The sequence below is a fragment of the Bradyrhizobium sp. 63_E2_N1_3 genome, assembly GCF_052076005.1.
GTDB classification, from domain to species: Bacteria; Pseudomonadota; Alphaproteobacteria; order Rhizobiales; family Xanthobacteraceae; genus Bradyrhizobium; species Bradyrhizobium barranii.
Genome location: NZ_CP197235.1, coordinates 2,690,243 through 2,702,025 on the forward strand (window position 1 = coordinate 2,690,243; position 11,783 = coordinate 2,702,025).

Annotated in this window: 10 protein-coding genes; 3 read left to right on the forward strand and 7 right to left on the reverse strand. The window is 65.6% G+C overall.

Annotated features, from left to right (window positions below; translation table 11 throughout):
- Positions 1–472: 472 nt before the first annotated feature.
- The 6 genes from AB7531_RS12440 to AB7531_RS12465 all read right to left on the reverse strand — a co-directional run bounded on the left by AB7531_RS12440 (position 473) and on the right by AB7531_RS12465 (position 6,457).
- Positions 473–1,705 carry a Zn-dependent hydrolase gene (locus AB7531_RS12440; protein ID WP_063981931.1) on the reverse strand — a complete coding sequence of 411 codons (1,233 nt, stop codon included), beginning with the start codon at positions 1,703–1,705 and terminating at the stop codon, positions 473–475.
- Entirely contained in the window at positions 1,698–2,483 is a 786-nt protein-coding gene (locus AB7531_RS12445) for an ABC transporter ATP-binding protein (protein WP_063981932.1), read from the reverse strand. Before AB7531_RS12445 ends, AB7531_RS12440 begins: the two co-directional genes overlap by 8 nt.
- Positions 2,480–3,253 (reverse strand): ABC transporter permease, encoded by a 774-nt coding sequence (locus tag AB7531_RS12450; RefSeq protein WP_063981933.1) that lies wholly within the window; start codon positions 3,251–3,253, stop codon positions 2,480–2,482. Before AB7531_RS12450 ends, AB7531_RS12445 begins: the two co-directional genes overlap by 4 nt.
- Before the next feature lie 71 nt (positions 3,254–3,324).
- A complete protein-coding gene (locus tag AB7531_RS12455) occupies positions 3,325–4,269 on the reverse strand; it encodes an ABC transporter substrate-binding protein (protein ID WP_063981934.1) in 945 nt (314 codons plus the stop codon).
- A gap of 104 nt (positions 4,270–4,373) precedes the next feature.
- A complete protein-coding gene (hutC, locus tag AB7531_RS12460) occupies positions 4,374–5,102 on the reverse strand; it encodes a histidine utilization repressor (protein WP_014493578.1) in 729 nt (242 codons plus the stop codon).
- Positions 5,099–6,457, reverse strand: coding sequence for a formimidoylglutamate deiminase (locus tag AB7531_RS12465; RefSeq protein ID WP_063981935.1), 1,359 nt, complete (start codon positions 6,455–6,457; stop codon positions 5,099–5,101). The genes hutC and AB7531_RS12465 overlap by 4 nt, the downstream gene beginning before the upstream one ends.
- 82 nt (positions 6,458–6,539) lie before the next feature.
- Between AB7531_RS12465 and hutI the strand changes: the two genes are divergently transcribed.
- The 3 genes from hutI to hutU are packed head-to-tail and all read left to right on the forward strand — an operon-like array spanning position 6,540 to position 10,994.
- The gene (hutI, locus tag AB7531_RS12470; protein WP_063981936.1) at positions 6,540–7,754 is read left to right on the forward strand and encodes an imidazolonepropionase; all 1,215 of its coding nucleotides are present in this window, start codon (positions 6,540–6,542) and stop codon (positions 7,752–7,754) included.
- A complete protein-coding gene (hutH, locus tag AB7531_RS12475; protein WP_063981937.1) occupies positions 7,751–9,310 on the forward strand; it encodes a histidine ammonia-lyase in 1,560 nt (519 codons plus the stop codon). The genes hutI and hutH overlap by 4 nt, the downstream gene beginning before the upstream one ends.
- Positions 9,311–9,323: 13 nt before the next feature.
- The gene (hutU, locus tag AB7531_RS12480) at positions 9,324–10,994 is read left to right on the forward strand and encodes a urocanate hydratase (protein WP_063981938.1); all 1,671 of its coding nucleotides are present in this window, start codon (positions 9,324–9,326) and stop codon (positions 10,992–10,994) included.
- On the opposite strand, the gene AB7531_RS12485 is transcribed toward hutU, so the two are convergent.
- The gene (locus AB7531_RS12485; protein WP_063986202.1) at positions 10,995–11,615 is read right to left on the reverse strand and encodes a TetR/AcrR family transcriptional regulator; all 621 of its coding nucleotides are present in this window, start codon (positions 11,613–11,615) and stop codon (positions 10,995–10,997) included.
- Positions 11,616–11,783 lie beyond the last annotated feature (168 nt).

Genomic DNA, 11,783 nt, shown 5'->3' on the forward strand with positions numbered 1-11,783 from the left:
CCGCCATCCACAGGGGTTCATAGGCATTCATATATATTTTCGCGGCCGAACCGTCACCGGATCGCGACACAAATGTAAACACAACAACCACATGGAATTGATTTAGCTACATTTTTTGCTCATTAATTCTTCCCTGCGCAGGGAAGGCCGAGTGATTGGCACCACCTGTATGCTGCTGTGCGGTTTCCTTGCGCTACCTTTCGCGCAGCGGGCCGCGGGTGCGAGGTCAGCACCCGGCCTTCCCTGCGCCCTCTTGGCTTCGAGGGTGGAACGACGAAGCAAAGCTCGGGCGAGATGCGCCGCGAGAGCGCGAAGGTGTGTCTGCAACACGCGCTGTCATCGCCCGCGAAGGCGGACGACCCCAGCATTCCAGAGGCGGGTGTGGTTGAACGCTGCGCTTCGGCTATGCCGTGCCGATCACGAAGGGCAAGTACGACATCGTCCAGGAGTTCAGATGCGGCGGCACGTCGTTCTAACCACCGAGGAGCCGCCGGCAGGCGTCGACGAAGACCTGCGCGCCCGTGACGATGTCGGCGTCGGCGGTGTTCTCGGTCCAGTGGTGGCTGATGCCGCCGATCGACGGCACGAACAGCATGCCTGCGGGCATGACGGTCGCAAGCAACTGCGCGTCGTGGCCGGCGCCGCTGGGCATGCGGACGGACCGTCCACCGGCCAGGGCCTTGCTCGCGGCCTCGATTGCGTCCTGAATGCCGGGATTCATCATGGCGGGAGCACCGGTGCGCAGCTTCTCCACGGTGACGGCGCAAGGGCCCTTCGCGCTGGCCTCGTCAGCCATGGTCCGCAGCAATTGCTCCAGCCGCGAGATCACAGCCGGATCGTCGTCGCGGATCTGGAACAGCAATTCGGCCTTGCCCGGAATGATGCTCGGCGCGCCGGGATCGAGCGTCATGCGGCCGGTGGTCCAGACCGTGCGCGGGCCACAGGCGCCCGGGAACCGCTCGTCGATCGCGACGCAGAACTTGGCCAGCGCGAGGCCGGCGTCTTTCCGCGCCGCCATGCGGGTGGTGCCGGCATGGTTCTGCTCGCCGACGAAATTGATCTGGTACTGCCAGATGCCGACGATGGAGGTCACCACGCCGATCGAAAGCTTGCCGCTTTCGAGCGTGTCGCCCTGCTCGATATGCGCCTCCAGATATCCGACGTGGCGTCCCGGCTCGGCAGCGACGCGTGCGCGGCCCGAGAGCCCCATGTCGGCGAGTGCGTCGCGCATGGTGCGGCCGCTGGTGCGGTCGCGGGCGGCATCGATGTCGGCCTCGGTCACCTGTCCGACATAGGAGCGGGAGCCGAGGAAATGCCCAAAGTGTCCTTCCTCGTCGCACCAGGCGGCAACTTCGACCGCACCCTTCACGGACGGGTCGGCATTGAGCACGCGGGCCGCTTCGAGCGCATAGACGACGCCGAGAGGGCCATCGAGCCAGCCGGCGTAGTTCTGGCTCTCCAGGTGCGAGCCCGCCAGCAGCTTCGGCCCCTGCTTCGCGCTGCTGCCGAACACATTGCCGATGCCGTCGATCGCGGCGGTAAGGCCGGCGTCGGGCAGCTTCTGCACCAGCCAGTCGAGCGACTTCTTGTGCGGCTCGGAGAAGGTCGGCTTGTGCACGCCGGTCTTGTAGACGCCGATGGCACGGAGCGCATTGAGATCGGCGAGAACGCGTTGCCCATCGGCACGCGGCTTGGTGTCAGGCATGTTCGGCAACCTTCAGCGCCTCGGTGCGGATCTCCTCGACCAGCCGTTCCTTCAGCTGGACGAATTCGGGCGTGGTCTTGATCTTGTAGGAGCGCGGATGCGGCAGGTCCACATTGATCTCGGCCTTGATGCGGCCGGGGCGCGCGCTCATCACGATGACGCGGCTGCCGAGGAAGATGGCTTCCTCGATGTCGTGGGTGACGAACAGCACGGTCTTCTGGTCGCGCTCCCAGATTCCGAGCAGCATTTCCTGCATCAAGGCGCGGGTCTGGTTGTCGAGCGCGCCGAAGGGCTCGTCGAGCAGCAGAATCTTTGGATCGTTGGCGAGCGCGCGGGCGATCGCGGTGCGCTGCTGCATGCCGCCGGAGAGCTGCTTCGGCCAGTGGTTCTCGAAGCCGGACAACCCGACCTGGCGGATGAAGGCATCGGCGATCTTGTTGCGCTCCGCCTCGGGCACGCCGCGCTCGCGCAGGCCGAAGGCGATGTTCTCGCGCACGCTCAACCAGGGAAACAGTGTGTAGGACTGGAACACCATGCCGCGATCGGCTCCGGGGCCGGTCACCTCGCGCCCGTCGAGCGTGACGCGCCCGCTGGTCGGCCGGTCGAGACCGGCGACGATGCGAAGCAGCGTGGACTTGCCGCAGCCGGAGGGGCCGAGGATGGTGACGAAATCGTTGTTGCCGATGGTGAGGTCGGTCGGCTCCAGCGCCCTGGTCGGTGCGTTGCCGTGGCGCGCGGGGAAGGTTCGCGAGACCTGTTCGATCTTCAGCGTGGTCATGCGAGCCTCCACGGAAACAGCCAGGCGTTGAACGCCTTGAACATGAAGTCCGAGAGGAGACCGATCAGTCCGATCACGATGATGCCGAAGATGATCTGGCCGGTGTTGAGCAGCGCCTGGCTGTCGGTGATCATGTGGCCGATGCCCGATGACGAGCCAATCAGCTCGGCGACGATGACATAGGTCCAGGCCCAGCCCAGCACCAGCCGCAGAATCTCCGCGATCTCGGGTGCGGAGGAGGGCAGCAGCACCCGGCGGATGATGCCGCGGTCGCTGGCCCCGAGCGTATAGGCCGCCTCGACCAGATCGCGCCGCGTGGTGCCCACGGTTACGGCGATCATCAGGGTGATCTGGAACACCGCGCCGATGAAGATGACGAGCAGCTTCTGCAATTCGCCGATGCCGGCCCACAGGATCAACAGCGGGATAAAGGCCGAGGCAGGCAAATAGCGAGCAAAGGAGACGAACGGTTCGAGGAACGCTTCAACCGGCTTGTAGGCGCCCATCAGCACGCCGAGCGGAACCGCGATGATCGCAGCGAGCGCGAATCCGCCGACGACGCGCCAGATCGTCATGCCGATGTCGAACAGGAAGCCTTGCTTGGCGAGCAGGTCATAGCCTTCCTGCATCATGGTCAGCGGGTTGGCGAGAAAGGTCTTCGACACATGGCCGCCGAGCGTTGCCCACGACCAGAGGGCGACGAACAGCACGAAGAACGCGAGGCCGTAAGCCACGCGCTGCTTCGATGTCACGGGATCCAGGGGACGCATCAACGATCTATCCGGGCGGTGAACGAGTTTCCGGCCCCGCCGCGAGACGGGGCCGGCAGCTCCTCAAGGGTTTACTTGATGTAGCTCGCGTCGAAGAGGTCCTCGACCTTCGGCGCGGCCTTGATGATGCCGATCTCGAGCAGGAGGTCGGCGGCGTCCTTGTTGAAGGTCAGGAAATCGCCGGCAAAGAACTTCTGGTTCGCGGCCTTGTCCTGCCAGCGCAGATACTTTGCCGAGTTGCCGAACGCCTCGCCGGTCTGCTTCACGTCGGCACCCATGATCTCATAGGCCTTGGCCTGGTCCTTGGCGATCATGTCGAGCGCCTCGAAATAGCTGTCGGCGAGCGCCTTGGCAGCCTTCGGGTTCTCGGTGAGGAACTTCGGCGTGCAGCCAAAGGTGTCCATGACCATCGGATAGTCGAGCGTGGTCGCGATGATCTTGCCCTTGTCGGGCGCGGCCCGAACCGTCGACAGATACGGCTCATAGGTCATGGCGGCGTCGTTCTGGCCGGAGACGAAGGCCTGCGCGGCCGCCGCGGGCTCGAGGTTCACGACGGTGACGTCCTTCACCGAGAGCCCGTTCTTCTTCAGCATCCAAGCCAGCGCGAAATAGGGCGAGGTGCCGGGCGCGGAAGCCGCGACGGTCTTGCCCTTGAGGTCCTTGATCGATGCGAGATCGTTGCGCACGGCCATGCCGTCGGCACCGTAGCTCTTGTCGAGCTGGAAGATCTGTTTGGTCGCAACGCCATTGGCGTTCCACGAGATCCAGGTCTCGACGGTCGTGGCAGCGCACTGGACGTCGCCGGAGGCGATCGCGAGGTGGCGGTCCTTCTGCGGGATCTTCTTGATCGTCACGTCAAGACCGTTCTTCTTGAAGATGCCGGCCTCCTTCGCCAGCGTGAGCGGCGCGAAGCCGGTCCATCCGGAGATGCCGATGCCGACCTTGACGTCGTCGGCGAGCGCGGGAGTGGAGGCCGTAAGGGCAATGATTGTCGCAAATACCTTTGAACTACGCATGATTGTCGTCCTCTTGCCGATCGATGGTTTGACGTCCTGTTGATCATTCGGTCCTGATGGACCGTTGCCCGAAGCGTTGCACGATTTGTGCCGACATCGTTCTCTCAGCCTCCCTTGAATCGGGCGACAAGGCGGTGAGAGTCACCGGGATAGAGCAGGCGCACTGCGGTGATGGTGCGCGCGCTGCGCCAGGTATAACGGTCGATCACGAGGCAAGGCGCGCCGACGGCGATGTCGAGCGCCTCCGCCGTGCGATCGTCCGCAACGATGGCGCTGATCGTATGCTCGGCTTCCGTCCATGGGACATGATGAAGCAGCCACGAGCCGGGCGGCTCGCGCGAGAAATCCGCGGTCGCTGCATCCGGCACGGAGGATAGATCGATCAGTCGGTCCTCGACGGCAAACGGCACCTTGTCGGCGCTGTGCCGGCAGGTGATCGCAACGACCTTGCCGGCCTTCTTGACACCAAGACGCTCGCGGTCGGCGGCGGTCGCCGCACGCAGCTTGCGCCCGATCAGCTCGTAGCCGTAGCCGCGGCCAAGCGCGGTGATCTCGGCGCGAATGTCTGCGATCTTCAGCACCGCCGACAGATGCTGCGGCCGGCGTACGAAGGAGCCGGCGCGCCGCCGCCGTTCGATCAGGTCTGCCTGCGCGAGCTCCGACAGCGCCTTGTTCACCGTCATGCGCGAGCAGCCGTAACGTGCGACCAATTCGTGCTCGAACGGGATGCGATGCCCGGGCGGCCATTCGCCGGTCAGGATGCGCTTCTCGATATCGGCGCGGATGCGCTTGTAGAGCGTCGGCTGGTCGGCGGCATCGGTGGCCAGGCTCATACGACAAGCCTCCGCATCGCCGCGTTGAAGCGTTCGCGCGCGGTCTGTCGCAGTCTGTGTCGTCCGCCTTCGACGACCTTGTGGCCGCCGGCCCAGACGCAATCGATCGCGCCGGTCCCTCCGGAAAAAATCCAACCGTCGATGGCGGCGTCGCGCAAACGTCCCGCGAGCGACGGATGTGCGGTGTCGAGCGTGACGATGTCGGCGCGTGCGCCGGGCCCGAGGCCAGCCGCCGCCTGTGCCAGCGCGCGTGCACCGCCGGCGAGCGCATGATCGAACAGCGTACGTCCCGTCGAGCGGCCTGCGCCGCCGGAGAGCACGTTGCGCTCGCGATGCTTGAGACGCTGGCCATATTCGAGCTGGCGCAGCTCGTCGGCTGCGCCGACCAGCACGTTGGAGTCGGTGCCCACACCGAACGCGCCGCCAGCACCGACGAATTCGCGCGCGGGAAAGATGCCGTCGCCGAGACTGGCCTCGGTGATGGGGCAGAGACCCGCCACCGCACCGGTCTTTGCGAACGCGGTGACTTCCTCATCCGTCGTATGGGTCGCGTGGATGAGGCACCAGCGTTGATCGAGCGGCGCGTGCTCCAGCAGCCATTGCACCGGCCGTCGTCCCGACCAGGCCAGGCAATCCTCGACTTCCTTCACCTGCTCGGCGGCATGGATATGCACCGGCCCGCCATCGGCGAGCGGAATGATCGCCGCGAGCTCGTCCGGCGTCACCGCACGCAGGCTGTGCGGCGCGATGCCGATATTGGCGCCCGGCAATCTGCTGATCGCCTTGCGCGATGCTGCCATCAGCGCGGCGAACTGATCGACCGAACAGATGAAGCGGCGTTGTCCAGCATGCGGTGCGGCGCCGCCGAAGGAGCCATGCGCATAAAAACTCGGCAGCAGCGTCAGCGCAATGCCGGAAGCTTCGGCGGCCTGTGCAATGCGGGCAGCCATTTCCGCGAGGTCGGCATAAGGGGAGCCGTCGCGATCGTGGTGGAGGTAGTGGAATTCGCCGACGCGGGTAAAGCCCTGTTCGAGCATCTCGACATACAGCAGCGTCGCAACGGCGGCGACATCGTCCGGCGTCATCGTCAGCGCGAAGCGATACATCGTGTCGCGCCAGGTCCAGAACGTATCGGTGCTATCGCCGCGCAGTTCGGCCAGCCCCGCCATGCCGCGCTGGAATGCGTGGCTGTGCAGGGTCGCCAACCCCGGAAGCGCAATTCCATGACGCTCGTCGCCGGCGGCCGGCGCCACGCCCGGCGTCACCTCGGCGATCGCGCCGGCGGTGATCACCATCTGCACGTCATTGGCCCAGCCCGAAGGCAGGAGCGCGGAGGCGAAATGCAGTCGGGTCATGATTACACGCCGGCTGGACAGAACCGCCCCACGATTATATGTCTAGACATATAAGTCAAGCATCCCACGAAGGGACCATTGCATGGCAGAGCGCTTCGACCGGATCTGGCACAACGCCCGGCTCGCCACGATGCGGGCCGACCGTCCCGATCTCGGCGAGATTGAGCATGGCGTGATCGCCACGCGCGGCGGCCATATCGCTTATGCGGGCGCTGCGGCGGATTTCCCTGGTGATGCGGATGCGATCAAGCGGATCGATTGCGAGGGGCGCTGGATCACGCCCGGCCTCGTCGATTGCCATACCCATCTCGTCTACGGCGGCAACCGCGCGCATGAATTCGAGCTGCGCTTGAAGGGCGCAAGCTACGAGGAAATCGCGCGCGCCGGTGGCGGCATTGTCTCGACAGTCGCCGCGACCCGCAAGGCGAGCGAGGCCGAGCTCGTTGCAAGCGCGCTGCCGCGGCTCGATGCGCTGATCGGTGAGGGCGTCACCACCATCGAGATCAAGTCCGGTTACGGCCTCGATACCGAGACCGAGATGCGGCAGCTCTCAGCGGCGCGCATTCTCGGTCGTCAACGACCGGTTGCGATCCGCACATCCGCTCTCGGGGCGCATGCGCTGCCTGTGGAGGCCGGCGGTGACAAGGATCGCTACATCGATCTCGTGTGTCATGAGATGCTGCCGGCCGTCGCAAAGGCCGGTCTTGCCGATGCCGTCGATGCCTTCATGGAAGGTATCGCGTTCTCGGCCGGGCAGACCGCGCGGGTGTTCGAGACGGCGAGGGGGCTTGGGCTGCCGGTCAAGCTCCATGCCGACCAGCTGTCGAACCTCGGCGGCGCTGCGCTAGCCGCAAAATTCTCGGCGCTCTCCGCCGATCATCTCGAGCACACCGACGAGGCCGGCGCCGCCGCAATGGCGAAGGCCGGAACTGTCGCCGTGCTGCTGCCCGGCGCCTTCTATTTCATCCGCGAGACGCAGAAGCCGCCGGTCGAGGCGTTCCGCAGGCACGGCGTCCACATGGCGCTCGCGACCGACTGCAATCCCGGCAGCTCGCCGCTGACATCGCTCCTGCTCACGATGAACATGGGCGCGACGCTGTTCCGGATGACGGTGGCTGAATGCCTCGCTGGTGTTACCCGCGAAGGCGCGCGTGCGCTCGGCGTGCTCAGTGAAACCGGCACGCTGGAAGCCGGGAAGTGGTGCGATCTCGCGATCTGGGACATCGAGCGGCCCGCCGAGCTCGTCTACCGCATCGGCTTCAATCCGCTGCGCCGCCGGGTGTGGAGGGGACAGTGACGGAGCAGGGCCCAGCGATCGTCGTCAAGCCGGGAACGGTCAGCCTCGACGATCTCGCGCGCGTGCTCAAGGGACAATCCGTCGTACTCGATCCGTCATTCTGGCCGCGCGTCGAGGCGGCCGCTGAGATCGTCGCAAAGGCAGCACACGCCGCCGCGCCGGTCTACGGCATCAATACCGGTTTTGGAAAACTGGCCTCGAAGCGCATTCCGCCCGACCAGACCGCGCTGCTCCAGCGCAATCTCATCGTCTCGCATTGCTGCGGCGTCGGCCCGGCCACGCCGGAGCCGATCGTCCGGTTGATGATGGCGCTGAAGATCGTTTCGCTTGGGCGTGGTGCCTCCGGCGTCCGCCGCGAGGTGATCGAGCAGTTGCAGGCCATGCTGGCGCAGGACGTCTATCCGCTGGTGCCGCAGCAGGGCTCGGTCGGCGCCTCCGGCGATCTTGCGCCGCTCGCGCACATGACGGCGGTGATGATCGGCGAGGGGCAGGCGATCGTCGATGGCAAGACTGTCTCCGGCCGTGAGGCACTCGCCGTCGCCGGCCTTGCGCCGCTGACGCTGGGCCCCAAGGAGGGGCTCGCGCTGATCAACGGCACGCAGTTCTCGACCGCCTACGCTATCTCCGGCGTGCTGCGCGCGTTTCGCCTGGCTCGCGCCGCGCTCGTCACCGGCGCGCTGTCGGTCGATGCGGCAATGGCCTCGACGGCGCCGTTCCGCCCCGAGATTCAGGCGTTGCGCGGTCACGCCGGACAGATGGCTGCCGCCGCGACGTTGACCGCGTTGCTCGACGGCAGCGATATCAGGTTGTCGCATCTCGAAGGTGACGAGCGCGTGCAGGATCCCTATTGCCTGCGGTGCCAGCCGCAGGTCGCGGGGGCTGCGCTCGACCTGCTCACGCAGGCCGCGCGCACGCTGATCGTCGAGGCCAATGCCGTCACCGACAATCCGCTCGTTCTGGTCGAGACCGGCGAGATCGTCTCCGGCGGCAACTTCCACGCCGAGCCGGTCGCCTTTGCCGCCGATACGATCGCGCTGGCGCTGTCGGAAATCGGTGCGATCAGCGAGCGGCGCATCGCGACGCTGGTCGATCCCGCGCTCAATTTCGGTCTGCCGCCGTTTCTGACGCCCGACCCCGGCATCAATTCCGGCTTCATGATCGCCGAGGTCACGGCTGCCGCACTGTACGCCGAGAACAAGCAGCGTGCGGCTGCCTGCTCGATCGACTCGACTCCGACCAGCGCCAACCAGGAAGACCATGTTTCGATGGCCGCGCACGCCGCGCGTCGCCTCTCGGATATGGCCGACAATCTCGCCGCCATCCTCGGCATCGAGCTTCTGGTTGCCGCGCAGGGAATCACGCTGCGCGCGCCGCATGCGACCAGCGCCCCACTCGTTGCCGTCATCGCTGCGCTTCGCGAGCATGTGCGCGCGCTCGCCGCCGACCGCTACATGGCCGGCGATCTCGCCAGGGCGGCTGCGTTGATCGAAGCCGATGCGCTACCGGCCCTGGCGATCGCGGCGCTTCCAACCGATCCGTTCCCGAGACTTGACTAAAGAGGTGCTCCGCATGAACCGCCGACTGGACAATGACCGCACCATCCGCGCCCCCCGCGGCAGCGACATCAGCGCCAAGAGCTGGCTGACGGAAGCGCCCCTGCGCATGCTGATGAACAATCTCGATCCTGATGTCGCGGAGCGTCCGAGCGAGCTCGTCGTCTATGGCGGCATTGGCCGCGCCGCGCGCGACTGGGAGAGCTTTGACCGCATCACGGCGGCCTTGCGCAAGCTCGAGAATGACGAGACACTGCTGGTCCAGTCCGGCAAGCCGGTCGGCGTGTTCCGTACCCATGCCGATGCCCCGCGCGTCCTGATTGCGAACTCCAACATCGTGCCGCATTGGGCGACGCTCGATCATTTCAACGAGCTCGATCGCAAGGGCCTGATGATGTACGGCCAGATGACCGCAGGTTCCTGGATCTATATCGGCAGCCAGGGCATCGTGCAGGGCACCTACGAGACCTTCGTCGAGGTCGGCCGGCGCCACTATGGCGGCAGCCTCGCAGGAAGATGGATTCTCACCGCCGGCCTCGGCGGCATGGGCGGCGCGCAGCCGCTGGCCGCGACGATGGCGGGCGCCTCGATGCTCGCGGTCGAATGCCAGCCGAGCCGCATCGAGATGCGACTGCGTACCGGCTACCTCGATCGGCAGGCCGCGACGCTCGACGAGGCGCTGGCGATCATGGAAGAGGCCGCAAAGACGAAGAAGGCGGTATCGGTGGGCCTGCTCGGGAATGCCGCCGAGATTTTCCCCGAACTCGTGCGCCGCGGCGTCAAGCCCGACATCGTGACCGACCAGACCAGCGCGCACGATCCGATCAACGGCTACTTGCCAAAGGGCTGGACGCTCGCCGATTGGGAAGCCAAGCGCGCCTCCGATCCGAAGGCGGTCGAGCGCGCCTCAAAATCGTCGATGGTCGAGCACGTCCAGGCCATGCTGGATTTCCATGCGCAAGGCATTCCGACGCTCGACTACGGCAACAACATTCGCCAGATGGCGCAGGACATGGGCCTGAAGAACGCCTTCGATTTCCCGGGCTTCGTTCCCGCCTATATCCGTCCCTTGTTCTGCCGCGGTGTGGGGCCGTTCCGCTGGGCTGCGCTGTCGGGCGATCCCGAGGACATCTTCAAGACCGATGCGAAGGTCAAGGAGCTGATGCCTGACGACAAGCATCTGCACAACTGGCTCGACATGGCCAGGGAACGCATCAAGTTCCAGGGCCTCCCGGCGCGGATCTGTTGGGTCGGCCTCGGCGACCGAGATCGCCTGGGCCTTGCCTTCAACGAGATGGTGGCACGTGGCGAATTGAAGGCGCCGATCGTGATCGGCCGCGATCATCTCGACAGCGGCTCGGTGGCGAGCCCCAACCGCGAGACCGAGGCGATGAAGGACGGATCGGACGCTGTGTCCGACTGGCCGCTGCTCAACGCACTGCTCAATTGCGCCAGCGGCGCGACCTGGGTCTCGCTGCACCATGGCGGCGGCGTCGGCATCGGCTACTCGCAGCATGCCGGCATGGTGATCGTCGCCGACGGCACGCCGGAAGCCGCGAAGCGCATTGAGCGCGTGCTGTGGAATGATCCCGCCAGCGGCGTCATGCGCCACGCTGATGCGGGCTATGAGACCGCGATCGATTGTGCCCGCGACAAGGGGCTCGATCTGCCGAGCCTCGCGAGGTAACTAGCCGCTCACCAGCAGCTTCGGCATCGTCATCTTCGCGCCGTCCATGAAGGTCTGGACGGCGTCGCGGACGATCGCGTCGAGATCGGGCGGGATCGGCGTCTCGTAGATGAACTTGCGGATGGCGAGATAGAAGATGCGGCCGTGCAGGCCCCAGAACAGCTCGGTCTCGCGTTCGCTGAGCGGATGGGATTTCGCGTCGGGCAGCTTCAGATCGTGGCGCAGCTCGGCCGCCGCGGGCTCGATGATCTCGCGGCGGACAATGTCGAGATAACGGCCGGTGATGCCGAACGACTTCATGCCGGAGAAGACGAAGATCCGCACCCAATTGTACTCGAACACGCGTTCGACATAGTCGAGATAGAAGCGCGTCAGCCGCGCCTCGAGCGGCAAGGTTCGGTCGCGGATCATCGGCCCCCAATCCGGCGACCAGCGGCTGAGATAGACCTCCTGGTAGACCCGCTCGATCAGCGCCTCCTTGCTCGGGAAGTGGCGATAGATCGCCGAATGCGTGATGCCCATGCGTTTGGCGAGCTCGCGGGTCTGGCCCTCGAAGCCATGCTCGGCGAAGAAGCGGATCGCCCCGTCCACGATCGCGCGCTCGCGATCGGCCGCACGCATGTTGCGGCGCTTTGGCGCGGACTTGCTGCCTGTGTCCGTCCGCTTCCGGACCGGTCGCTTCGCTGGTTTCTGCGCTTTTCGGGCCATTTCGTCGCTGTTTAGCAATCTCCGGCTGCCTTCTTAGCCCAAAGGTGCATTTGTGACCAAATGGTCATTTCCTGTTGACCG

Bases quoted from the DNA above. Each gene is read 5' to 3' on its own strand.
- AB7531_RS12450 (WP_063981933.1), bottom strand. From the start codon at position 3,253: ATGCGTCCCCTGGATCCCGTGACATCGAAGCAGCGCGTGGCTTACGGC.
- AB7531_RS12440 (WP_063981931.1), bottom strand. From the start codon at position 1,705: ATGCCTGACACCAAGCCGCGTGCCGATGGGCAACGCGTTCTCGCCGAT.
- hutU (WP_063981938.1), top strand. From the start codon at position 9,324: ATGAACCGCCGACTGGACAATGACCGCACCATCCGCGCCCCCCGCGGC.
- hutI (WP_063981936.1), top strand. From the start codon at position 6,540: ATGGCAGAGCGCTTCGACCGGATCTGGCACAACGCCCGGCTCGCCACG.
- AB7531_RS12465 (WP_063981935.1), bottom strand. From the start codon at position 6,457: ATGACCCGACTGCATTTCGCCTCCGCGCTCCTGCCTTCGGGCTGGGCC.
- AB7531_RS12445 (WP_063981932.1), bottom strand. From the start codon at position 2,483: ATGACCACGCTGAAGATCGAACAGGTCTCGCGAACCTTCCCCGCGCGC.
- AB7531_RS12455 (WP_063981934.1), bottom strand. From the start codon at position 4,269: ATGCGTAGTTCAAAGGTATTTGCGACAATCATTGCCCTTACGGCCTCC.
- AB7531_RS12485 (WP_063986202.1), bottom strand. From the start codon at position 11,615: ATGCGTGCGGCCGATCGCGAGCGCGCGATCGTGGACGGGGCGATCCGC.
- hutC (WP_014493578.1), bottom strand. From the start codon at position 5,102: ATGAGCCTGGCCACCGATGCCGCCGACCAGCCGACGCTCTACAAGCGC.